The following is a 23,508-nucleotide window of genomic DNA, read 5'->3' as shown; positions in this document are numbered from 1 at the left end:
ACCCGCACTCCACAGACCTTAGTCAACCCCTACCCATTAGCTGCGCCCGGCGGATCGGATCACACCCCGGCCCGATAGGCTGGCGATCCCATGTCCGAAGCTTCTGCTCCTCACGCCGCCGACCGCCGCGAACTCACCGCCGCGCAGCGCAACGCCGTCGCCGAACTACTCCGGGTCTCCCCGGTCGCCGACGAGTTGGGCCGCCGGTTTGTCCGCGCCGGTCACGAGTTGCACCTGGTGGGCGGTTCGGTGCGGGACGCGCTGCTCGGCCGGCTCGGCGACGATCTGGACTTCTGCACGGACGCGCACCCAGACGAGACGCTGCGGATCATCAAGGGCTGGGCCGAGTCGATCTGGGAGACCGGCCGGGAGTTCGGCACCATCGGCGCCCAGCGCGACGGCCTCCGGTTGGAGATCACCACCTTCCGCGCCGAGTCGTACGACCAGGTCAGCCGCAACCCGGTCGTGGCCTACGGCACCAGCCTCGACGAGGACCTGAAGCGGCGCGACTTCACCATCAACGCGATGGCGGTCAGCCTGCCGGAGCACCGGTTCACCGACCCGCACGGTGGGCTGGGCGACCTCTCGGCCAAGGTGATCCGTACCCCCAGCACCCCGCGTGAGTCGTTCGGCGACGATCCGCTGCGGATGCTGCGGGCCGCGCGGTTCGCCGCCCAACTGCGCTTCGCCGTGCACCCGGACGTGCACGCGGCGATGAGCGAGATGGCCGCCGACCTGGACCGGATCACCGCCGAGCGGATTCGCGACGAGTTCACCAAGCTGCTCTGCGGCGCCGACCCGATTACCGGGCTGCGGCTGCTGGTCGACACCGGGCTGGCCGAGCGGTTCCTGCCGGAGCTGACCGGTCTGAAGCTGGAGATCGACGAACACGCCCAGCACAAGGACGTCTACGAGCACACGCTGACGGTCGTCGAGAACGCGATCTCCTTCGAGGAGGAGGGCTGCGACTTCGTCCTGCGGATGGCCGCCCTCATGCACGACGTCGGCAAGCCGGCGACCAAGGCCGCCGCCCCCGACGGTCGGGTCAGCTTCCACCACCACGAGGTGGTCGGTGCCCGGCTGACCAAGGCCCGAATGAAGGCGCTGCGCTACCCCAAGGAGGTCACCGCGAAGGTGACCGCGCTGGTCGCGCTGCACCTGCGGTTCTACGGGTACGGGCGGGGCGAGTGGACCGACTCCGCGGTGCGCCGCTACGTCGCCGACGCCGGTGACCTGCTGCCCCGGCTGCACAAGCTGACCCGCTCGGACTGCACCACCCGCAACCGCCGTAAGGCCGCCCAGCTCGCCGCCGACTACGACGCGCTGGAGGACCGGATCGGCCGGATCGCGGCCGAGGAGGACCTGGCCCGGGTTCGCCCCGACCTCGACGGCAACGCGATCATGGAACTGCTCGGCGTACCGCCGGGGCCGGTGGTGGGGCGGGCCTGGAAGCACCTCAAGGAACAGCGCCTGGAGCACGGCCCACTGGACCGCGACGCAGCCGAGGCGGAGTTGCTGCGCTGGGCCCGCGCCGAAGGCCTGATCAACTAGCCGTCGCCTCCGCAACGAACACTCCCGGTACGCAGGCGGGCGCCACCCCCGAACCGGGGGTGGCGCCCGTCGGCGTACGTCGTCAGCGGGTTTCGACTGCCGTTCCGTCCACGGCTGCGGTGCCCTTGCCGGCCGAGGTGCCGTTGGCGACAGCGCTGGACGCCGAGCCGAGCCGCGCCAGCAGGCCGGGCAGGTCGATGCCGGTCAGGTCGCTGCCGAGCTGAAGACCCTGCGCCACGTTGCCGGCCACCGACTTCGTCAGTGACGACGCGCCGTCGGTGGAGATGACGGTCATCTTGTCGATCGCCCCGATCGGGGCGCTGGCCGCCTCGACCACCTGCGGCAGCACCTTGACCAGCAGGTCCAGCACCGCGGCCTCGCCGTACGCGGCGAACGCCTCGGCCTTGCGCGCCATCGCGTCGGCCTCGGCCTGCCCTCGGGCCAGGATGGCGGCAGCCTCGGCCGTGCCCTCCCGCTCGACCGCCTCAGCGATCGCCGAGCGCCGTCGCTGCTCGGCCTCACCCTCCTTGGCGCCCTCGATCGCGTTCGCCTCGGCCAGCGCGGCCCGGCGGGCCCGCTCGCCCTCACCGGTGAGCCGGGCCTGCTCGGCGGAGGCCTGCGCGGCGGCGATGACCGCCTGCCGCTGCGCGTCCGCACTCAGCACCGCCGCGTTGCGGGCCGCCTCGGCCTCCTGCTCCACCTTGTACCGGGCGGCGTCGGCCGGCTTGCGGACCTCGGTGTCCAGTTGGCGCTGCTTGAGCTCGGCGTTGCGCTCGGCCACCTTCTGCTGCTCGGACAGGATCGCCTGGTCCCGTTCCGCCTGGGCGAGCGGCCCGGCCGCGGCCGACTTGGCCTTCGCCGCGTCGATCTCCGCCTGGATGCCGGCCTGCTTCAGAGCCAGGTTCCGGTTCGCCTCGGCGATGGCCTCCTCGGCGAGCAGTCGCTCCTGCTCTGCCTGCTGCCGGGCCCGCGCCTCGGCGATCGCCGCGTCCTTGAGCACCCGGGCGGCCTCGGGCCGGCCCAGGTCCTGCAGGTACGAACCCTCGGCGAGGATGTCCTGAAGCTGGAAGGTGTCCAGCACCAGCCCCTGGTTGGTCATCGAGTGCTCGGCCTCCTCGGCCACCGCGTTGGCGAACGCCGCCCGGTCCCGGATCACCTCCTCGACGGTGAGTCGGCCGACGATCGACCGCAGCGCGCCGGCCAGCACCTCCCGGGTGAAGTTGTCGATCTCGTCCTGCTGGTGCAGGAACCGCTGGGCGGCCGCCCGGATCGCGTCCTCGGTCCCGCCGACCTTGACGATGGCCACGCCGTGCAGGTCGGCGCGGATGCCCTGCTTGCTCACCGCGCCCCGAATGCCGACGTCGATCCGCCGGCTGGACAGGTCGAGCGACTGGAGCTTCTGCACCACCGGCAGCACGAACACCGAGGCGCCCAGCACGACCTTCTGCCCGGAGTTGTCGGTGGACCGACCACCGTCGGCGGTGTGCGTGGTGCGGCCCTTACGGCCGGTGACGATAAACGCTTCGTTCGGCCCGGCCACCTTGATCCGGGAGAGGACGAAGAACACCAGGACGAGCACGAGGAGGACCGCGCCGCCGATGGCGATTAACAGGGGCATGAGGAGTCCTGTCTTCGAGGAGGAGTCAGTAGGTTTCGACGTGCACGCTGGTCTCGCTGAGCGCCTGCACGACGAAGACCTGAGCGCCGATCGGGATCGGCTGGTCGGCGCGGGCGTTGAGCTTGACCGGCTGGCCGGCGACGCGTACCCGGACCTCGCCGTAACCGTCGACCGGCACCGGGGTCACCACCAGACCGAGCGCGCCGACCAGGTCGTTCCGGGTGGGGGTGGGGTCGGTGCGCATGTTCCGCGCCGCCCGGCTCAGCCGGGCCGCCAACCACGCGGTGGGCACGGCGGCGACCAGGCCGGCGGCTGCCGCGCCCGCGATCATTCCCGGTGTACGCGCACCGAGCAGTTCGTTGACGATGGCCCCGCCGAACCCGAATGCGCCGGCGAAGCCCGCCACCGCCTCGGTCGAGGCCGGCCCGTCCACGTCGGCGTGCCCGAAGTGCAGCAGCTCGGTGCCGAGCAGGGCGAGTGCCAGCACTCCGACACCCGCCGCGCCGATGAGCAGAAAGATGAGCGTCCCCGTGGCCACGACCTGCACAGTATCGACGTCCTGCAACGTTCGACGGCCCGGTGCGACGCGAAGATGATCTGCCGACGCGGGCCGCTGGTGTAGATCGAAAAGCGGGGCAGCGCCGACGGACACCGGCGAGTTATCTTCTGCGCCGCCGACCGATCGCTCAGGTCAGCCCGTAACGAGAGGGCACGTGCCGTAACCGTGGTGATCGTCATCTACATCGTCTACATCGTTGGCCTGGCGCTGACCGCCGCCGTGCTCCTGGGCGCCGCGGTCACCTCCTTCGCCACCACCTCGCGGGTCGACCGGGTGCTCTGCGGCATCGGTGGTGTGCTCGCCGGCTACTACGTCTATTACCTGCTTCGCTCCGGGAGCGGGTACGTCACGTTCTTCTACGCGGCGGTGCTGCTGCCGTTCTTCGCCGGCCGCAAGCTCTACCTGGGGTTCCGCGATCGTGATCGCGCCCGCGCCGAGCGGGCTGCCGCTGCCACGGCGATCCAGGCAGCCGAGGAGTGGCGTTCGGCCCGACGCTGGTAGCTGTGCCGGCGAGGAAGCCCGCGACAGGGACAATGGGTGGATGCGCTGGACCGTGCTCGACTCACCGATCGGCGAGTTCTCCGTGGCCACCGACGGCACGAGCGTGTGCGGCACGCACTTCGGTCGGGTGGATGCCGTGGCCGGCGAGCCCGCCGACCCGTTGTCCCAACAGGCCGTCGCGGAGCTGCGGGCGTACTTCGCCGGTGAGCTGACCGCCTTCACCGTCCCGGTGTCGGTTCCGCGCGGCTCGGAGTTCGAGCGGGCGGTGTGGCGGGAGATGACCCGTATTCCGTACGGCGAGACGTTGACGTACGGCGAGGTGGCGTGCCTGGTCGGTGACCCCGGAGCGGCACGGGCGGTTGGTGTGGCCTGCAACCGCAACCCGGTCCCGGTGATCGTGCCGTGTCACCGGATCGTCGGCGCGGGCGGCAAGCTGGTCGGTTTCGGTGGCGGTCTGCCCCGCAAGGTCAAGCTGCTGGAGCTGGAGGCCGGGGTCGCGCTGCGACACGCCTGGTCCGCTGGTTGACGCTCGAGCAGGGTTATACAACTTTGGTATGGCATTCACGCTGACGCTCAAGCCCGAAGTCGAACAGCGCCTCAAGGAGCTTGCCGAGGCCGAGCAGCGTTCGATGCACAAGACCGTGGAAGTGGCGATTCAGGCATACCTGGACCGCCACGATCGCGACGAATGGACCCGCCAGGCAGCTCGGAAGGTGTTCGCTGAGGACGCCAAGTTCTTCGAGATGCTGGGCGAGCGGTGACCCAGGCTTGGCCAGATGCGGAGGATCTACTGACCCTTCTCGCGGAGTGGACCGGGCCAGAGAGCCGCGTACGCGATGCGGGGATCCTCGTCGCGGCGGCGGCGCGCCCCCATGCACGGATGGTGGGGCGAGCCGTCTATCCGACGGTCCTCGACAAGTCCGCAGCGCTTCTGCATGGCCTGATGATGTGGCGACCACTCGATGTCTGGAACGCCGGACTTGGTTGGGCAGCGATGACGGTCTTCCTGGGGCCGGGCCGGCTTTGTCCTCAACATGCCGGCGAAGGAGCGGACGGCATTGACCGACGCGCTGGTCAGTGGCGAGGTCGACTCCATCGACGAGTTGGCGCTGCGGCTGTCGCCGTACCTGGAGATGTCGAGCTGAACGTGGCGAGGGCCGGGTCCGTGCGGACCCGGCCCTCGGCCGTGCTTGCTGATCAGCGGGTCAGCGCTCGACCTCGCCGGCGATGAACTCCTCGACAGCCTGGTGGGCGTCGTGGTCGGCGTACTGCACCGGCGGGGACTTCATGAAGTACGACGAGGCCGACAGGATCGGGCCGGCGATCTTCCGGTCCAGGGCGATCTTCGCGGCCCGGACGGCGTCGATGATGACGCCGGCCGAGTTCGGCGAGTCCCACACCTCGAGCTTGAGCTCGGCGTTCAGCGGGGTGTCACCGAAGGAGCGACCCTCCAGGCGGATGTACGCCCACTTGCGGTCGTCCAGCCACGGCACGTGGTCCGACGGGCCGATGTGCACGTCGCTCTTGCTCATCTCGTGCGGGATCTGCGAGGTGACCGACTGGGTCTTCGAGATCTTCTTCGAGACCAGCCGCTTGCGCTCCAGCATGTTCATGAAGTCCATGTTGCCGCCGAAGTTGAGCTGGTACGTGCGCAGCAGCTCGACGCCGCGGTCCTCGAAGAGCTTCGCCAGGGCGCGGTGCACGATGGTGGCGCCGACCTGGCTCTTGATGTCGTCACCGACGATCGGCAGGCCAGCGTCGGTGAACTTCTGCGCCCACGCCGGGTCCGAGGCGATGAAGACGGGCAGGGCGTTGACGAACGCGCAGCCAGCGTCGATCGCCGCCTGGGCGTAGAACTTGGCGGCCTGCTCGGAACCGACGGGCAGGTAGCAGACGAGGACGTCGACCTGAGCGTCGCGCAGCGCCTGAGTCACGTCGACGGCGGTGGCGTCGGACTCCTCGACGATCTCGCGGTAGTACTGGCCCAGACCGTCGAAGGTCGGACCGCGCTGCACGGACACGCCGGTCGGCGGTACGTCGCAGAGCTTGATGGTGTTGTTCTCGCTGGCGACGATCGCCTCCGCGAGGTCCATGCCCACCTTCTTGGCGTCGACGTCGAACGCCGCGACAAACTCAACGTCAGAGACGTGGTAGTCGCCGAAGGTGACGTGCATGAGACCCGGGACGCGGTCGTTCGGGTCGGCGTTCCGGTAGTACTCGACGCCCTGAACCAGGGACGAGGCGCAGTTACCCACACCGACGATGGCGACGCGGACGGAGCCCATAGCGTCTGCCTCCTTCTTCTCTGTCACGGCCGCTCTTTCCTGGTCTCTCCAGGTGGAGGCGGGCTGTTGTCTTCTCGTCGGCCACCGGCCGTCCCGGTTCGCGGGACTGTCGGGGCTCGGCCGGAGCGCTCGTTGGCGATGAGCTCCTCCAGCCAGCGGACCTCACGCTCACAGGCGTCAAGGCCGTGGCGCTGCAGTTCCAGGGTGTAAGCGTCGAGGCGCTCGGCCGCCCGGCCCAGCACGTCGCGAAGCCCTTCGCGACGTTCCTCGATCTTGCGGCGGCGACCCTCCAGAATGCGTAGTCGGGTCGCCTGGTCGGTCCGGGCGAAGAACGCGAAGTGCACTCCGAAACCCGTGTCGTCGTACGTCTCGGGCCCTGCCTGTGCGATCAGCTGGGCGAAACGTTCCTTGCCCTCCGCGGTGATTTTGTAGACCACCCGACCACGTCGGCTGGTCAGCGCGGGAACCTCCTCGGCGGTGACGGGTGTCTCAGCGGCTTCGGTGATCCATCCCGCCGCCTGCAACCTGCGTAGCGTGGGGTAGAGCGAGCCGTAGCTGATCGCCGCTCGGATCGCACCGAGTTTGGCCGCCAGTTCCTTGCGCAGCTCATAGCCGTGCATCGGAGACTCCTGCAGGAGGCCGAGGATGGCGAGGTCGAGCACGGGCCATCCTCTCTTACCCCCGGCGCGGAGCGGTAACCGCCGCGATGTATCGGACCGATACATCGCACGTTAGCGGTTCGTCGAAGCCAGGGCAAACCCTCGTTCCGGGATCCCGTCGTCACGGATCGTGACCGTGGTCGCCTGGTCGAGCCGGACCGCGTACCCTTCTCCGCATGCGTACGCAGCGCCAGGTCGTCGACTACTCGCTTCAGAAGCGAGCAGTGCTGCGTGAGCTTCTGGCCGGCCGGGTCGGCACGTACGACGTCTGCGACGCATCGCCGTACCTGAAGAACGCTGCACGGTTCCACGGCGAGCCGACGGAGCGGCGCTGCCCGATCTGTCGCAGCGAGAATCTGACCCTCGTCCACTACATTTACGGGGACGAACTCAAGCAGTCCGCCGGGCAGGCACGGACACTTGTCGAGTTGCCCGTGCTGGCGATGACGCTGCGTGAGTTTCAGGTCTTCGTGGTGGAGGTGTGCCTCGGCTGTGACTGGAACCATCTCGTCGAGCAGTACCTGCTCGGCCGGGATGGTCTCACTGGCGACGGCGACAGCGCTGACGAGCAGGACGTGGCGGCCACCGAGGGCGTGGGTCGGCGGAGGCGAGAGGCGCAACGGTGATCTCAGCTGGTTGGACCGGCCCCGGGGCCGTAGACGTGACCCGGGACGGCCGACCGCTCGTTGGTCCGATTGGCCCGATTGATACTGCAATGACCCCGGTGAATCGGCACCCTCGTGCCGGCGTCCCGGGTGAAGCAACTCACGGCAACCCGGTGGCGGCGCAGTCGCGCTCCACCGCGACCGGCAGGGTGTGAGGAATGAACTCGTACGGCGATCCCAGTTCTGCGCGCGGGCGGGCCCAGTACCCGGGCCCGGACGGTGACCCCGGACCGGGCACGGACGACGCGTACCACCGATCCCGCGGTGACTCTCACGCAGGCGGCTGGTCCGCCTCGGAGCCAGCGGCGCCGCCCGGCCGGGCCTCGGTGACACCCCGGCCTGCCGGTGGTCGCGCCTCGGTGGGTGGTTCGGCCTCGGTGCCGCCGCGCGGCGGTGCCGCCGGGTCCGCCTCGGTGGGTTCGGCCACGCCGGGTCGGGCCGGCCGGGCCTCGGTGCCGGTGTCGCCGGCACCGGGCGTGGCCGCCGGACGTGCCGGCGCGGGCCGGGCCTCGGTGCCCGTGTCCCCGGCACCGGGCGCTCCCGCGGGCCGGGCCACGGTCGGCAGCGCTGCCGTCGGTGGCCGGGCCAGCGTCGGCTCGGCGTCGGTCGGTGGCCGTGCCGCGGTCGCCCGAGCCAGCGTCTCCCCGGTCTCCGGTGGCCCGGGTGGCCCAGGCGGGCCGAACGGTCCGGGTCGGGGCGGTCGTGGTGCGGGTGATCCGCGCGGGGCGGCACGGGCCAAGAAGCGCAAGCGGATGAACCTGCTGATCGCCGGGTTCGCGGTCTTCATCATGCTCGCCGGTATCGGCGTCGTCGGGTTCACCTACTACTCGACAAACGTGGTGCTGCCGGATGAGATCACCCCGCCGCAGGCGACCACCCTGTACGCCTTCGACAACAAGACGATCATCGCCAAGGTGGGCGATCAGAACCGAACCCTGGTGACCATCGACCAGATCCCGCAGTACGTGCAGGACGCGGTGGCCGCAGCCGAGGATCGGAACTTCTACCGACACTCCGGCGTGGATTACAAGGGTATTGCCCGTGCCGGGTGGAACAACCTCTCCGGCGGTGACAAGCAGGGTGCCTCCACCATCACCCAGCAGTACGCGCGCAACGCCTACGACAATCTGAAGGACGACACCTACGCCCGGAAGGTGAAGGAGGCGATCCTCGCCTCCAAGCTCAACGACGAGTACACGAAGCCGCAGATCATGCAGCACTACCTCAACGTGATCTACTTCGGCCGAGGCGCCTACGGCATCGAGGCGGCGGCGCAGACCTACTTCGGCAAGTCGGTGAAGAACCTCAAGCCGGATGAGGGCGCGGTGCTCGCGGCCCTGATCAAGCAACCGGAGCCCAGCGCCACCCACCAGGGGTACGACCCGGCTGTCAACCCGACCGCCGCCCAGGATCGCTGGAACTACGTGATCGACGGCATGGTCAAGGAGGGTTGGCTGGGTGTGGCCGGCAAGCCCGAGCGGCCTGCCGAGTACCCGAAGACCATCAAGGCCCCGAAGAAGGGCGGCATCGGCGTCGACTTCGGCGTCGACACGCCGTACGGCAACGTGATCAACTACGTCCGGCAGGAGATGCGGGACAGGGGCCTCTGCGTCGAGAAGGACGCGGAGGTGACCGACACCAAGCCGCGGTGCTCGCAGGCGCTGATGGCCGGCGGTTATCGCATCCGCACCACCGTCGACACCAAGATCCAGGCGGCGGCGGTCGAGACGGCCCAGCGCAAGTCCAAGGGCTCCGAGCTGGCTGGCCAGCCGAGCAACCTCATGGCCGCGGTGGTGGCGATCGACCCCACCACCGGTCGGGTGCTCGCGTACTACGGCGGTGACAACGGCACCGGCACCGACTACGCCGGCAAGAACACCGACTCCAGCGGGGCGATCAGCGGCGGGCACTCACCCGGCTCAAGCTTCAAGATCTACACCCTGGCGGCTGCGCTCAAGGAAAAGAAGTCGCTCGAGTCTCGTTGGAAGGGCAAGGCCTTCACGCCGGAGGGCACCAAGTTCAAGGTCAGCAACGCTGGCGTCGACAACCCCTCCTGCGGGAACTCCTGCACACTCAAGGTGTCCACGCTCAAGTCCCTCAACGTGCCGTTCTACTACGTCACGGAGGAAATCGGCGCGGACAAGGTTGTCGACATGGCCAAGCAGGCCGGCGTCACCACCATGTGGAGGACCGACACCGTCCCCGCCAAAGCCTACGACCTGACCAAGACCGACCCGAAGGACATCACGCCGGAGCCGTTCTTCAACGTGGTCGGCTACGGCCAGTACCCGATCACGGTGCTGGACCACGCCAACGGGGTCGCCACCTTCGCCAACGGGGGCGTCTACAACAAGGCCCACTTCCTGTACTCGGTGGAGAAGCAGAACCCGAACACCGGTAAGTGGGACAAGGTCTACAGCGAGAAGCTCGACTCGAAGCGGAGAATCGACAAGGGCGTAGTGGACGACGTCACGTCGGTGCTGAAGGACTACCCTGCCGCGGTCAACCACCGACTCGACGACGGTCGCAAGGCAGCCTCCAAGACCGGCACCTGGGAACTCAAGGGCGACAGCAGTGACAACGGCGACGCCTGGATGATCGGTTACACCCCGCAGTTGGCCACCGCGGTGTGGGTGGGCAACGTGAAGGACCGGAAGCCACTCCTCCTCAAGGACAAGCGCAAGGTCAGCGGCGCCAACCTCCCTGGCGATATCTGGGAACGGTTCATGAATGAGGCGCTGAAGGGCAAGCCGAAGGTCGACTTCCCGCCAGCGGCGAACGTCGGCGACGCAGACTCCGGAAACGGTGAGGCACCACCGCCGCCGCCCACGCCCGATCTGCCGGGCCTGCCGGGTGGCCCGGGTGGCCAGCCCTGCGACCCGCTGACCAACCCGTTCTGCCCGCGTAACGACGGCAACGCCGGCGGTAACACTCCCGGTGGGCCCGGTCGACCCGGCAACGGAGGCAATGGAGGCAACGGCGGCGGGCTGTTACCCAGCCTGCCTCCGTCCAATCGGGACTGACCAGCACAGCTCCACCACGCCGCCGCCGGCCGGACGATCTGTCCGGCCGGCGGCGGCGTATCCGTACCCGGATCTCTGCGTCGGGGCGGGACGCGCACCCCCGTCGTACGGCAGGATGCCTTCTCATGAGCACCCAGTCGACGCCCGGCATCGACGACGCCGGAACCACCGACCACCCGTCCCGCTCCGACGGGTTCGTCCGCGGCATCTCCGGCGCTATCGGCGGGCCGCTGGGCGACCACGCGACGGCGCTGGACCGGCCGGCCGGCAGCGAGCGCCGGTTCTGGACCGCCGCCCGGATCGTCCTGGCGCTGACCTGTCTCGCGCTCGCCCTGCACTGGGTGCAGAAATCGCCGTGCCAGGACGGCGCCTGGCAGAACAACGTCCAGTACAACCGGTTCTGCTACACCGACGTGCTCGCCCTCTACTACGCCGAAGGGCTCAACGAGGGCAAGGTGCCCTACCGTGACCACCCCGTCGAGTACCCGGTGTTGACCGGCTACTTCATGGGGGCCCTCGGCCTGCCGGTGCACGCCATCGGCGACGGTGACCCGAGCATCAACCAGGCCCAGTGGTTCTACAACCTCAACGCGCTCGTGCTGGGCGCGCTCGCGGTGGCCACCGTGGCGGTGATCCTGGCGTTGCGGCGCCGACGACCCTGGGACGCCGCGATGTTCGCGCTCGCCCCGGCGCTGCTGCTCACCGCCACCGTCAACTGGGACCTGCTCGCCATCGGCCTGGCCGCGTTCGGCCTGCTGGCCTGGGCTCGGCGACAACCGGCGGTGGCCGGCGTGCTGCTCGGCCTGGCCGGTGCGGCGAAGCTCTGGCCGCTGTTCCTGCTGGGGCCGATCCTCGTTCTGGCGCTGCGGGCCGGCCGGCTCCGTGCTGCCCTCACCGCCATCGGTACGGCGGTCGTCGCCGTGGTGCTGGTGAACCTGCAGCCCGCGCGGGCGTACCCGGAGAACTGGGGCCGGTTCTTCGAACTCAACACCACCCGGCCGATCGACTGGGGCACACTCTGGTACATCGGGCGTTATCTCGACGGCAAGATCGGCACCAACTCGGGCCGGCAGGGCCCGTTCGAGTGGCTGAACGCCAACATCCCCACCCTCAACATCGTCTCGTACGCCCTGTTCGGGCTGGCCTGCCTCGGCGTGGCAGTGCTGGCGCTGCGGGCACCGCGCCGGCCACGGCTCGCCCAGCTCGCCTTCCTGGTGGTCGCCGCGTTCCTTATCTTCAGCAAGGTCTGGTCCCAGCAGTTCGTGCTCTGGATGCTGCCGCTGGTGGTGCTGGCCCGACCGAAGTGGGGTGCCTTCCTGGCCTGGCAGCTCGCCGAGGTCTGCTACTTCGTCGCCTTCTACGGTGAGCTGCTCGGCGCGGCGACCAGCCGTCCGGTCTTCCCCGAAGGCGTGTTCGTGCTGGCCTCGACGCTGCGACTGGCCACCGTGGTGGTGCTCTGCGTGCTGGTCATCCGGGAGATCCTGCATCCCGAGCAGGACGCGGTACGGGCCACCTACGCCGACGACCCGGACGGCGGCGTGCTGGACGGCGCGCCCGACGTCGGTTGGATCGACCGCTTCCGCATACGCCCCGAAAGACCGTCGACGCTCGATCCGGAGATCCCAGCCGGTACCGCAGCTCGTTAGCGGCTGGACGGCACGACCGCCGTCACAACCGGTAGACCACCGCGCCGTCGATCTCCTGACGGGTGATGTCGAGCGACTCGACCGGTGCGTCGATGGTGATCTCCCACGGCGTACCGGTCACCTGCCCACGCAGCAGCACCACCGTGCGGACGCCCAGCAGGCGCAGGTAGTCGACGCTGGTCTGGTTCGGGAAGGACTGGCTCACGCGGCGGACGTCGTCGAGCTGGCGGGGCGTGAAGCCGCTGCCACCGTTCACCACGTCGGGGAACCCGCTGGTCGACCAGAGCATCACGTGCTGGTCCAGGCTCTGGTTACTCGGCAGCACCAGCAGCGGCCCCTCGGCCGTGCGCAGCGCCGCCGGCTGGGTCGGCACCACCGGATGCGGAGTGCTGTTCAGACCCTCGACGGTGACCAGCAGCAGCGGCAACAGGGTGGCCAGCCGTAGCCACGGCCCCGGCCACGACGGGATCCGCTGCGCGGCCAACTCGCGGACCCGGTCGGTGAGGGCGGTGACCGCGCCCGCCGCGAGCAGCGCGAGCAGCAACGTGGTCCAGAGCATCAACCGGCCCGGGGTACGCAGGGCGTTCCAACCCGGCGCGTGTTCGAACAGCAACCCGTAGGTGAAACTGCCGCCGAAAAACCTGGTGCCCATCGCGAAGACCATCGTCACCAGCACCCCGGTGAGCAGCAGCAACCGGTGCCGCAGCCGCCAGACCGAGAAGAACAGGCCGCCAGCGGCCAGCGCGTACAGCACGAAGCCCGGCAGCAGCGTCATCTCCGCGTGCCACGGCAGAGCCGCGCGGGCACCCTCGTGCAGGCCACCCCAGACCCACGACTCGGCGGGCGCGGTCACGAAGCCCGACGCCGGCGGCGAGTACGAGCGGATGTCATCGATCGAACGCTCGGCGTACGGGTGCAGCTCGGTCACCATGAAGTACGGGTACGCCATCAGCAGACCCACGCCGGCGAAGAACGCGCCGCCGACCAGATCGGCGACGAACAGCCGGCGACCGAACGGCAGGGCCTGACCGGCCCGGAACCGCCGCACGACGAACAGGACGGCCGTGACCACCACCGCGCCGGCCAGGAAGTACGCGAACGGCAGGCCGATACCGAAGCCGAGGCTGATCTGCCAGGCCGCAACCAGCCAGCCGGCGTAGACCCAGCCATCGTGCCGTCGCTCGGGCCGGTAGCCGTACCGCAGCGACCAGCCGTGCCCGCGCGCCAGCATCGCCAGGGCCAGCGGGATACCGCCGTTGGACAGCACGTGCAGGTGCCCGGCCTGGGCCAGCAACCACGGCGCGTAGGCGTAGGCGACCCCCGCGACGGCCGCGCCGATCCGGCCCGAGCCCAACTGCCGGGCCAGCGCGTACGCCCCGAACGTGGCGAGCGCGTGCGCCAACACGAACATGATGTTGTAGCGCAGCACCGCGTCCTCGGGGCCGCTGCCGAGCATCCCGGCCGGGGCGTAACCGAGCAGCGTGTCGGAGAACGCGAAGCTCCACAGCTCGTCGAAGAAGGTGTTGGACTGCCACAGGCGCGCCGGATCGGTCAGCAGGATGTGCCCGGACCAGGCCATCTGCCAGGCTTGCAGGCTCGGGTCCCAGTAGTCCTGCGGAAGCGTGTAGCGCGGGTAGCGCAGCGTCGGCCAGGTCATCAGCGCGGCCAGCCCCAGCACGGCCAGGCTGGCCAGGGTCCACTCGTGGACCAGGAACCGGCCGACCGACCGGCCGACCGCGCGGGCCGCCCGGCTGAACCGGTTGGGCACCGGCTCCGGCGCGGAGGCGAAGGCGTCCCACCGCTCGGCTTCCACCGGCTTCGCCTCGCCGTCGGCCTTGTCCTGACCGCCGGCGTCGCCCGCCTTCTCGCCCGCGTCCTTGTCGCTGACGTCCTTGTCGCTCACGTCCTTCTCGGCCGTGCTCTCGCCGGAGGCCGCGCCGCTCTTGGGCGTGTCGTCTTTCCCGGCGTCGTTCTTCGCGGCGTCGTTCTTCGCCGCGTGGTCCTTGGTCGTGCCGCTCTCGGCGGTGCTGCTCTTGGTCGGGCTGCTCTTGGTCGTGGTGCTCTTGGCTGTGCCGTTCGTGGTCGTGTTGCTCTTGGGCGTGCCGCTCTTGGTCGTTTCGTCCTTGGGCGTGCGGTCCTTCGCGGCGTCGTTCTTCGCCGGACCGTCCGTGGCGGCGCTGTCCGTGGCGTTCTCGGTCTCGTGCTGTCCGGTCGTCATGCTGGCGAGCGCTCCGCTCCGACCTGCTGGCGGAGGAAGTCGATATCGGCGGCCTGACCGGCCACTCCGCCCGGGGTCTCGACGACCACCGGTGCCCCGGCGGCGCGGATCACCGCCACGACCAACTCCGGGTCGATCGTCCCGCCGTTCAGGTTGTCGTGCCTGTCCTGGCCGGAGTTGAACGCGCCCTTGGAGTTGTTGGCGTGCACCAGATCGATCCGTCCGGTGATCGCCTTGACCCGGTCGACCAGCCCGAGCAACTCCTCGCCACCGGCGTACGCGTGGCAGGTGTCCAGGCAGAAGCCGACCTCGTGGTCGCCGATGGCGTCCCAGAGTCGGGCGAGCGCGTCCAGCCGGCGGGCGCACGCGTTGTCACCGCCGGCAGTGTTCTCGATCAGGACCGGCACACCGAAGCCGCCGGAGTCTGCCGCGTACGCGAATGTCTTGCGCCAGTTGTCGAAGCCGACCGCCAGGTCGTCCCCGGCGTTGACGTGCCCGCCGTGGACGATCAGGCCCTTGGCGCCGATCGCGGCGGCCGCGGTCGCGTGCCCGAGCAGCAGCTTGCGACTGGGGATCCGGATGCGGTTGTTGAGGGTTGCCACGTTGATGACGTACGGCGCGTGCACATAGAGGTCGACCTCGGCCGCGCGTAGCCGCTCAGCGTCCTCCCGCGGCGTGGGTGCCTTCCACCCCTGCGGGTCGGAGAGGAAGAACTGCACGGTGTCGGCGGACCGCGCGGATGCCTCCGCCAGCGGGTCGGTCGAATCGACGTGGGCTCCGATACGCATGGGAGCGAGCCTACGTCGCGCCCCCGACGGGCGCGGTGACGGCCGGTGCGGTGTCGTCGCCCGTCGCGTTACCGCTCGGACCGGCGGTCGTTGATGGAGTGAAACCGGCGATCAGCGTCGATGCCGCTGGTGGCGTGAGCGCCACGCATGGCCAGTGGCGGTCGCCGGATCGTCAGCGAGGTCACCCCCGTCTCGCGGCCCGGCGGGGCGGGGGCGACCCCTTCGAAACACCAGACGTACGCCGATGAAGATTCTCGGAAAAATGTGCTATTTCCCCCGACAAGGGACGAGAGCCGTTGTATCGTCAGGTAACAACACGATAAAGCTCCGCGGGGCGTCTTCGGTCCAACCTCATCGGTGTGGTCGTTCCTCCCCAGGTCCCACCCAAGGAATGCGGACGGGACGCTCCGCGGCCTCGTTGACGGGGGCTCGCCACCGACCAGTGATGGTCGGCCGGCGGCCCCCGTCAGCGCGTTCCGGGTGCTGGCCCGACCGCCCCTGACTTGATCGTCCGGACCGGGTATCCTGGTCAGGTTGTCCGCGTCCGGCCGGGATCCCCCGGCACGTGCGGGCGGCGACACAAGACCTCCTGCCACGGAAGGACCGTGGCCGCTTAGCCCACAGGAGGTGAGCACGTCTTGCGTCACTACGAACTAATGGTCATCCTCGACTCCAGCCTCGAGGAGCGCACCGTCGCACCGTCGCTCGACACGTACCTGAACGTGATTCGGACCGCGGGTGGCTCGGTTGAGAAGACCGACGTGTGGGGCCGCAGGCGCCTCGCGTACGAGATCAACAAAAAGGCCGAGGGCATCTACGCCGTCATCGACCTGCAGGCCACGCCTGCTGCGGTGGCCGAGCTGGACCGTCAGCTCCGGCTCAACGAGTCCGTGCTGCGCACCAAGGTCATCCGACCGGAAATGCGCTAAGCCTTCAAACCCCCCGGTTCGTCCGGATCAGCCTCCGCGACTCTGTCGGAGGGCTCTGCGAGCCTGTATGACGAGACGCTGAGTGCGCGAGGAGATGGTCATGGCAGGAGACACCACCATCACGGTCATCGGCAATCTGACCGATGACCCCGAGTTGCGGTTCACCCCTTCCGGTGCGGCGGTCGCCAAGTTCCGGGTCGCTTCGACGCCCCGATTCATGGACAAGACCACCAATGAGTGGAAGGACGGCGAGCCGCTCTTCCTGGCCTGCACCGTGTGGCGCCAGGCGGCGGAGCACGTCGCCGAGTCGCTGCAGCGGGGCGCCCGCGTGATCGTCTCGGGCCGGCTGCGTCAGCGGTCGTACGAGACCCGCGAGGGCGAGAAGCGCACCGTCATCGAGCTTGAGGTCGACGAGATCGGCCCGTCCCTGCGCTACGCCACGGCGAAGGTGCAGAAGATGTCCCGCTCCGGCGGCGGTGGCGGCGGCTTCGGTGGCGGTGGCGGTCAAGGCGGCGGTGGCGGTCAGGGTGGCGGCGGAGGCAACTTCGACGACCCCTGGGCTTCGGCTGCACCATCTCCCGCGCGTGCCGGTTCGGGCGCCAATTTTGACGAGGAGCCACCGTTCTAATGGCGCCTAGCGCTCGCGATCGCAAACCAGGAGCACGTGCAACGGCCAAGGCTGCGGCACTGCGCAAGCCGAAGAAGAAGGTGAACCCGCTCGACAAGGACGGGATCGCCTACATCGATTACAAGGACACCGCGCTGCTGCGCAAGTTCATCTCCGATCGCGGCAAGATCCGCGCTCGTCGGGTGACCGGCGTGACCTCGCAGCAGCAGCGTCAGATCGCCCGTGCGGTCAAGAACGCCCGTGAAATGGCGCTCCTGCCCTACACGGCCACCACCCGCTGAGAGGAGGCACCGATATGAAGATCATCCTGACTCAGGAAGTGTCCGGCCTCGGTGCCCCGGGCGACATCGTTGAGGTCAAGGACGGCTTCGGCCGTAACTACCTGCTGCCGCAGGGCTTCGCGATCGCCTGGACCAAGGGCGCGGAAAAGCAGGTCACGGTCATCAAGCGGGCCCGTGGGGCCCGCGAGATCCGCGACCTCGACCACGCGAACGAGGTCAAGGGTCAGCTCGAGGGCCTCAAGGTCAACCTGAAGGCCCGTGCCGGTGACGGCGGGCGGCTCTTCGGCTCGGTCACCCCGGCCGAGATCGTCGACGCCGTCAAGGGCGCTGGCGGTCCGGTCCTCGACCGGCGCCGGCTGGAGGTTCCCGGTCACATCAAGTCGACCGGCACCTACCCGGTGAAGATCAAGCTGCACCCCGAGGTCACCGCGTCGTTCAACCTGAACGTCGTTCAGGGCTGACGGCCAGCAATACCACCACGAGGGCCCGCACCGAGAGATCGGTGCGGGCCCTCGTGCGTTCGATTACCTCGCCGGCGCCGCGTCAGCCGATCGGCTGACCGGTCACCGCGCTGATCATCACGGTGGAGAGGCCGCCGCCGACCACCGCGGCGGCGATCGCGATGGTGGCCGACCGCCACGTCGTACCGACCCGCCGCAGCAACGCCGCGACCACCAGACTGCTCACCAACGCCAACCCGAAGCGCGGCGATCCGGCGAGCAACGACTCCAACGCCCGCGACCGGGCCGAGTCGCACCCACCCCCGCTGATGTCGGTGACACATCCCGCCGGCGCCTGGCCGTCCAGCGTCAACAGCCAAACGAAGATCAGCACCGCCGGCACGAGATAACAGGCGGCGGTGTAGAGCAGGGGCCGGAAAGACCCACCCGGATCCGGGTCGAGCAGGTCGTCCTCCAGGCGCCGCGCCCAGCCAGCTGACGCCGCCGCCTCGACCCGTCGGCGCACCGACGCCGTACCGACCGGCGACTGGGCCGCCCGGCGTCGCGGCACACCACCAGACGGTACGGGCGCGCTACGCGGTCGCGGAGCGGTGTAACCCACCACCGGTGACCGGGGCGCCGACGTCGGCGGATCCATCCAGCGCGGATCGTCCCCGGACAACCGGGTCCCGGACCAGAACCCGTTGTCCCGACTTGGCCACCCCTCGCCCAAGGACCGCTTGGAGCGAGGTGGCAGCGTTTGATCCCACTGGTCGTCCTCGACCGCCGACCGCTCCCACTGACCGGTGTGGTCCGACCGCTCCCAGCCACCGATGCTCTCCGCCTGCGACCACTGCTCGCTCAGGTCCGTGCCGTCCGCAGCGGCCGGTGGCCACGCGTGCACGCCCGAGGCGTCCCACGGGTCCACTGCGGGGGCGTACGACGGGTCGGGCTCCGCCACCCGCTCCGAGCCGCCGTCCCACGGGTCGACCGCCGGACGCGTCCAGGACTCCTCCGCCGCGCGGCGGCTGCGTCGGGTCGGCCGGCGCACCTCCGAACTAGGCGCAGGATCGGCCGGGGCGGCCTCCAGGTCCCCACCGGACCAGATCACCTGGGGACGACCGGCGGGCGCACGGCGGGGACGGCGGTCCGGGACCGCTCCGGAGACCGGCTCATCCTCTGCCGAGTCGGCGCGCCGGCGGCCCGCGTACCCCTGCTCCTGTGGACGGTCGAGCGTCCACTCCCGGGTGTGGTCCGAATCGGGGCCCGCACCGATCGCCGGCTGCTCCCGCCAACTGGTCTCGCTGGCCCAGCGCTGGGTGCTCGTCGGCTCGGGACTGCGCCAGCCAGCGCCGGAACCGGACCGCTCAGGCTCGGCGTCCTCGTCGGGCGCGGCATGGCGGCCACCGCCGTCGGCGTGCCGCACCCCCGACTCCAGCGCCCACCGGGGCAGGTAGGCGTCGACCGGTTCGTCCTGCCCCCGGTCCAGCGCTCGACGCCGACTGGAGGTGCGATAGCGCGCATCCTCGTCGTACGGGTCGACCGGAGAGGGCGGCATGGGCTCACCCCACGAGGCGGTCGGCTGGCGCTCGCGCGGGCTGCCCTCCCCGCGTCCCCAGTCCCGGTAACTCACGGCCGGAGTGTGACCCTTCTGAACCCAAAGCGTAATCCGCTGTCCAGGTGTAGCCGTTCGCTGGAGATAGTACGGGACGATCGTTGCGCAGGCCCGACCAAAAAATTCTCCTCCACAGGCTGGGGATCGCATATCAGCAGGTCAGAGGCTTCTCGCCGAGAATTCCCCAACGGTTATCCACACCCTGTGCACACGCTGCGCACATGCTCGTCCACCTGCGTCCACAGGTTGTCCCGAGGCTCGTCCACCGGCCTTGTTGAGTGGCTGACCTCGGGGTCCGTATGGTTGGCCCTCGACCGCCGGCACGATGGCCCCCGATCGACCGGCCCGGTCGAGGAGAAGTGTCGTACCCCAGCGGTAAAGCTGGGATCGGATCCGGCGCAGTGGAGGGGGGACCCGTGTCGGTCACCGACGACATGCGGGCGGAGTCACGCTCCGGCGGCGGCCAGCCACCCGCGCAGCGGGACGGCCAGTTCGACAAGACCCCACCCCAGGATGTCGCCGCCGAGCAGTGCGTCCTCGGTGGAATGCTGCTCTCCAAGGACGCCATCGCCGACGTCGTCGAGATCCTCAAGACGAACGACTTCTACCGGCCGGTCCACGCCACCATCTTCGACATCATCCTGGACATCTACGGCCGGGGTGAGCCGGCTGACTCGATCACCGTTGCGGCGGCGCTCGCCGACTCCGGCGACCTGGTACGCGTCGGCGGCGCACCCTATCTGCACACCCTCATCGCGAGCGTGCCCACGGCCGCGAACGCCGCGTACTACGCGCGGATCGTCAGCGAGCGGGCGGTGCTGCGCCGGCTGGTCGAGGCCGGCACCAAGATCGTGCAACTCGGGTACGGGACGGCGAGCGGTGGCAGCCGCGACGTCGACGACGTCGTGGACCTTGCCCAGCAGGCCGTCTACGACGTCACCGAGCGCCGGGTCAGCGAAGACTTCGCGATCTTGGCCGACATGTTGCAGCCGACGCTCGACGAGATCGAGGCGGTGGGCGCGCAGGGCGGAATGATGACCGGCGTCCCGACCGGCTTCACCGACCTGGACCGGCTGCTCAACGGTCTCCACGCTGGGCAGTTGATCATCGTGGCTGGCCGGCCCGGTCTGGGTAAGGCGCTCGCGCTCGACACCCCGCTGCCGACGCCGGATGGCTGGACCACGATGGGCGAGGTCAAGGCGGGCGATCAACTACTGGCGGCGGACGGCTCCCCGACCACTGTCACACACGCCTTCGATGTGATGCGCGACCGTCCCTGCTATGAGGTGGAGTTCTCCGACGGCACCGTCATCGTGGCGGACGCGGAGCATCTGTGGAAGACGACCACCCGAGCGAGTCGGCGGCAGGACCCGGCACGGCGGAAGCGGCACTGGCCCGAATCGTCGCTGGCCAACCTACGTGCGGCCCACAAGACGCTCAGCGCCGTGCGAAACCAGCCGATCACCCTCTTCGACACGATCGGGCAGGTCGGGCCAGAGTTCCGGCATGTCCTGCACACGGTCGCCCGTGAGGTCGGATCGATCGGCCGGATCAGCCGTCCTATCGTCCGCAACGGCAGGACACGGAACTGGACGGCGCCCGGCTACCCGACCGGTCCGCTGCTGACCGCGCTTCTTGAACGAGCCGAGCGGGAGGTCAACGCAGGCAGCCGGGCCGACCACGACGGTGTCGTCACCACTGCTGAGATCGCGGCCACGCTGCGTACTGATACCGCCGAGCGGCGGCTCAACCATGCCGTACGGAATTGCGCTCCCATCCAACTCCCGGACCGCGAGCTGCTGGTTCCGCCCTACACCTTGGGAACGTGGCTCGGGGACGGGCACACCGGCGCCAGCCGCTTCACCACCGCAGATCCGGAGATGCTCACGCACGTCGAGGCGGACGGCTTTGTCGTGCGGCCCAGCGGACCGATGGTCTACACCATTCTGCTGCAGCCCACGTCGGCTGCTCAGGGGAACGGCGTCTGCGTGGACTGTGGCGTTTCCACCAGGGCGTTGCGGGAGAATCCGGCGACCAGGAAGTGTGCTGGCGGCCGTCACCGGAACGGTTCCTTCGTCGGGCTGTTGCGTCAGGTCGGGGTAGCGGAGGACAAACACATCCCGGGCGTCTACCTGCGCGCCTCCGAGACGCAGCGTCGCGCGCTCCTGGCTGGACTGATGGACACCGACGGCACCGTCGCCCCCGCCGGTAACCTGCAGTACACGTCGACCTCGAAGCGGTTGGCAGAGGACGTACGTGAACTCATTGTCAGCCTCGGCTACCGCTGCACGGTCAACGCCAAGCCGGTACGCGGCCGCACACGCGAGTCGTCGATCGCGTACACGTTGAACTTCTCCACCCCGGATGTCATCTTCCGGCTCAAGCGCAAGCAGGATGCGCACGCCGAACGCCGCCGAAGCAGCTCCGACGTCCGGACGGCGTCGCGGTACATCGTCGACGTCCGTCCGGTCCCGAGCGTGCCGGTCCGGTGCGTCACGGTCGACAACCCCGAGCATCTCTACCTGGCCAGCCGGGCGATGATTCCTACCCACAACAGCACGGCCAGCATGGACTTTGCCCGAAATGCTGCCATTCGCGCCAACCAGGCTGCCGCCATCTTCTCGCTCGAAATGAGCAAGGTCGAGATTGTCATGCGACTGCTCTCGGCCGAGGCGCGGGTGCCGCTGCACGTGCTGCGCAGCGGGCAACTCTCCGACGACGACTGGACCAAGTTGGCCCGCTGCATGGGCGAGATCAGCGAGGCGCCGCTCTTCGTCGACGACACGCCGAGCATGAACCTCATGGAGATCCGGGCCAAGGCGCGGCGGCTCAAGCAGCGGCACGACCTCAAAATGATCGTGGTCGACTACCTCCAGCTGATGACCTCACCGAAGCGCACCGAGAGCCGTCAGCAGGAGGTCGCGGATCTGTCCCGTGGCCTGAAGCTGTTGGCCAAGGAGGTCGAGTGCCCGGTGATCGCGGTCAGTCAGCTCAACCGTGGCCCCGAGCAGCGCACCGACAAGCGCCCCCAGTTGTCCGATTTGCGAGAGTCTGGCTCAATTGAACAAGATGCCGACGTAGTGATACTTTTGCACCGTGATGACTATTATGACAAGGAGTCACCGCGGGCGGGCGAGGCGGATTTCATCATTGCCAAGCATCGAAATGGTCCGACCGACACCGTGACCGTCGCGGCGCAGCTGCACCTGTCCCGCTTCGTCGACATGGCCATCGGCTGAGAGGCCCGGCGGCCGCCGCGCCGATCAGCTGAGCAGCGGGAACCAGCCCGCCGACTCGCCCAGCTCCAACCGGTCCCGGTCGGTGAGCGGGAGCCGGCCGGTCGCCTTCAGCAGGAACTCGTGGGTCGTCCCAGGCGGTCGGGCGAACCGCGTCGTCGCTGAGCAGGCCATCCATGGTGGCCACCGCGGCGCGTACGGCCGGTGGGCCGGGCGGCGGCGCGTCGGGTAGGGCCGGTGTCAGGTCCAGGTGATGGACGACCGCCTCGGTGGTCAGGGTCGCGAGGAAGTCCGATACGCGCAGTACGTGGCCCTGCGTGCTCACGTACCCCTCGGGGTCGGTCGACGCGGGGCGCGGACCGCACGGACCGTTGCACCCGCCAACCGTCGACGGGGTGGGCGATGTGCCCGGGCCGGTCACGTTGGATCGGCCCGGGCGGGATGTCGGTCTGGGCTCAGCCGAACATCTCGTCGAGGAAGCCCTTGCGCTTCTTGCGCTTGTAGTGCCCGTGGTAGCCCTGGTGCTGGCCGTAGGCCGGTGCCGGAGGGTAGCCGTGCGCGGGCGGTGGCGGTGGCGGCACGGCGCCGTAACCGGGCTGGTGCTGCGCCGGGGCGTGCGGCGGCGGGTAGCCACCGGGCTGCTGGGCGGGCGGCGGTGGCGGGTAACCGCCGGGCTGCTGGGCGGGCGGCGGCGGCGCATTGCCGGCCTGCTGGCGGCTCCAGTTGGCCTCCGCCTCGAACAGCTTCTCCAACTCGCCGCGGTCGAGGAAGATGCCCCGGCACTCCCCGCACTGGTCGATGACGACACCGCTGCGCTCGTACTGACGCATTTCTCCATGACACTTGGGACAGGTAAGACTCATCAC

Annotated in this window: 22 protein-coding genes; 12 read left to right on the top strand and 10 right to left on the bottom strand. The window is 69.3% G+C overall.

All coding sequences use genetic code 11. From position 1 onward, the window contains the following. Positions 1-90: 90 nt before the first annotated feature. Entirely contained in the window at positions 91-1,551 is a 1,461-nt protein-coding gene (locus ABZ808_RS09550) for a CCA tRNA nucleotidyltransferase (protein ID WP_357003147.1), read from the top strand. 82 nt (positions 1,552-1,633) lie between these two features. On the opposite strand, the gene ABZ808_RS09545 is transcribed toward ABZ808_RS09550, so the two are convergent. Further along, complete coding sequence (locus ABZ808_RS09545) at positions 1,634-3,169, bottom strand: SPFH domain-containing protein (protein ID WP_357003145.1); 1,536 nt, start codon at positions 3,167-3,169, stop codon at positions 1,634-1,636. 25 nt (positions 3,170-3,194) lie between these two features. After that, positions 3,195-3,716 (bottom strand): hypothetical protein, encoded by a 522-nt coding sequence (locus ABZ808_RS09540; protein WP_357004786.1) that lies wholly within the window; start codon positions 3,714-3,716, stop codon positions 3,195-3,197. Positions 3,717-3,896: 180 nt separating this feature from the next. On the opposite strand from ABZ808_RS09540, the gene ABZ808_RS09535 reads away from it, so the two are divergent. The 3 genes from ABZ808_RS09535 to ABZ808_RS09525 are packed head-to-tail and all read left to right on the top strand — an operon-like array spanning position 3,897 to position 4,990. Continuing rightward, the gene (locus ABZ808_RS09535) at positions 3,897-4,229 is read left to right on the top strand and encodes a hypothetical protein (RefSeq protein ID WP_357003143.1); all 333 of its coding nucleotides are present in this window, start codon (positions 3,897-3,899) and stop codon (positions 4,227-4,229) included. A gap of 40 nt (positions 4,230-4,269) precedes the next feature. Then, a complete protein-coding gene (locus tag ABZ808_RS09530; RefSeq protein ID WP_357003141.1) occupies positions 4,270-4,755 on the top strand; it encodes a methylated-DNA--[protein]-cysteine S-methyltransferase in 486 nt (161 codons plus the stop codon). Positions 4,756-4,783: 28 nt separating this feature from the next. Next, on the top strand, positions 4,784-4,990 hold the full coding sequence (locus ABZ808_RS09525; RefSeq protein WP_357003139.1) for a ribbon-helix-helix protein, CopG family: 207 nt from the start codon (positions 4,784-4,786) through the stop codon (positions 4,988-4,990). A gap of 444 nt (positions 4,991-5,434) precedes the next feature. On the opposite strand, the gene ABZ808_RS09520 is transcribed toward ABZ808_RS09525, so the two are convergent. Continuing rightward, positions 5,435-6,514, bottom strand: coding sequence for an inositol-3-phosphate synthase (locus ABZ808_RS09520; protein WP_357003137.1), 1,080 nt, complete (start codon positions 6,512-6,514; stop codon positions 5,435-5,437). Between the two features lie 23 nt (positions 6,515-6,537). Continuing rightward, positions 6,538-7,176: a PadR family transcriptional regulator gene (locus tag ABZ808_RS09515; RefSeq protein WP_357003135.1), complete on the bottom strand. Its 639-nt coding sequence runs from the start codon at positions 7,174-7,176 to the stop codon at positions 6,538-6,540. 173 nt (positions 7,177-7,349) lie between these two features. Here ABZ808_RS09515 and ABZ808_RS09510 point away from each other — a divergent pair, with 173 nt between their 5' ends. Then, positions 7,350-7,799, top strand: a complete 450-nt coding sequence (locus ABZ808_RS09510) for a DUF5318 domain-containing protein (RefSeq protein ID WP_357003133.1) — start codon at positions 7,350-7,352, stop codon at positions 7,797-7,799. A 310-nt stretch (positions 7,800-8,109) separates the two neighbouring features. Here ABZ808_RS09510 and ABZ808_RS09505 read toward each other — a convergent pair whose 3' ends face one another. Then, on the bottom strand, positions 8,110-8,586 hold the full coding sequence (locus ABZ808_RS09505; protein WP_357003131.1) for a hypothetical protein: 477 nt from the start codon (positions 8,584-8,586) through the stop codon (positions 8,110-8,112). Positions 8,587-8,590: 4 nt separating this feature from the next. On the opposite strand from ABZ808_RS09505, the gene ABZ808_RS09500 reads away from it, so the two are divergent. After that, the gene (locus ABZ808_RS09500; protein WP_357003129.1) at positions 8,591-10,861 is read left to right on the top strand and encodes a transglycosylase domain-containing protein; all 2,271 of its coding nucleotides are present in this window, start codon (positions 8,591-8,593) and stop codon (positions 10,859-10,861) included. Positions 10,862-10,986: 125 nt separating this feature from the next. After that, a complete protein-coding gene (locus tag ABZ808_RS09495) occupies positions 10,987-12,507 on the top strand; it encodes a glycosyltransferase 87 family protein (protein WP_357003127.1) in 1,521 nt (506 codons plus the stop codon). 22 nt (positions 12,508-12,529) lie between these two features. Here ABZ808_RS09495 and ABZ808_RS09490 read toward each other — a convergent pair whose 3' ends face one another. Then, entirely contained in the window at positions 12,530-14,725 is a 2,196-nt protein-coding gene (locus ABZ808_RS09490; RefSeq protein ID WP_357003125.1) for a hypothetical protein, read from the bottom strand. Further along, positions 14,722-15,513: a deoxyribonuclease IV gene (locus ABZ808_RS09485; protein ID WP_357003122.1), complete on the bottom strand. Its 792-nt coding sequence runs from the start codon at positions 15,511-15,513 to the stop codon at positions 14,722-14,724. The genes ABZ808_RS09490 and ABZ808_RS09485 overlap by 4 nt, the downstream gene beginning before the upstream one ends. A 638-nt stretch (positions 15,514-16,151) precedes the next feature. Here ABZ808_RS09485 and rpsF point away from each other — a divergent pair. The 4 genes from rpsF (at position 16,152) to rplI (ending at position 17,812) form a co-directional block, all read left to right on the top strand. Continuing rightward, complete coding sequence (gene rpsF, locus ABZ808_RS09480) at positions 16,152-16,442, top strand: 30S ribosomal protein S6 (RefSeq protein ID WP_036391391.1); 291 nt, start codon at positions 16,152-16,154, stop codon at positions 16,440-16,442. A gap of 82 nt (positions 16,443-16,524) precedes the next feature. Beyond that, entirely contained in the window at positions 16,525-17,070 is a 546-nt protein-coding gene (locus tag ABZ808_RS09475) for a single-stranded DNA-binding protein (protein WP_357003120.1), read from the top strand. Next, a complete protein-coding gene (gene rpsR / locus ABZ808_RS09470; RefSeq protein ID WP_051723758.1) occupies positions 17,070-17,351 on the top strand; it encodes a 30S ribosomal protein S18 in 282 nt (93 codons plus the stop codon). The genes ABZ808_RS09475 and rpsR overlap by 1 nt, the downstream gene beginning before the upstream one ends. A 14-nt stretch (positions 17,352-17,365) precedes the next feature. Continuing rightward, positions 17,366-17,812, top strand: coding sequence for a 50S ribosomal protein L9 (rplI, locus tag ABZ808_RS09465; RefSeq protein WP_357003118.1), 447 nt, complete (start codon positions 17,366-17,368; stop codon positions 17,810-17,812). 82 nt (positions 17,813-17,894) lie between these two features. On the opposite strand, the gene ABZ808_RS09460 is transcribed toward rplI, so the two are convergent. Further along, positions 17,895-19,424: a hypothetical protein gene (locus ABZ808_RS09460; RefSeq protein WP_357003116.1), complete on the bottom strand. Its 1,530-nt coding sequence runs from the start codon at positions 19,422-19,424 to the stop codon at positions 17,895-17,897. 383 nt (positions 19,425-19,807) lie between these two features. Between ABZ808_RS09460 and dnaB the strand changes: the two genes are divergently transcribed. After that, entirely contained in the window at positions 19,808-22,645 is a 2,838-nt protein-coding gene (dnaB, locus tag ABZ808_RS09455) for a replicative DNA helicase (protein WP_357003114.1), read from the top strand. 24 nt (positions 22,646-22,669) lie between these two features. On the opposite strand, the gene ABZ808_RS09450 is transcribed toward dnaB, so the two are convergent. Both ABZ808_RS09450 and ABZ808_RS09445 read right to left on the bottom strand, forming a co-directional pair. Then, positions 22,670-22,816, bottom strand: a complete 147-nt coding sequence (locus ABZ808_RS09450) for a hypothetical protein (RefSeq protein WP_357003113.1) — start codon at positions 22,814-22,816, stop codon at positions 22,670-22,672. Positions 22,817-23,097: 281 nt separating this feature from the next. After that, a complete protein-coding gene (locus ABZ808_RS09445) occupies positions 23,098-23,508 on the bottom strand; it encodes a zf-TFIIB domain-containing protein (RefSeq protein ID WP_357003111.1) in 411 nt (136 codons plus the stop codon).

Source organism: Micromonospora sp. NPDC047527, assembly GCF_040643015.1.
Lineage (GTDB): Bacteria > Actinomycetota > Actinomycetes > Mycobacteriales > Micromonosporaceae > Micromonospora.
The sequence above is the reverse complement of the archived record's forward strand: the minus strand, read 5'-3'. Positions and strand labels throughout refer to the sequence as shown.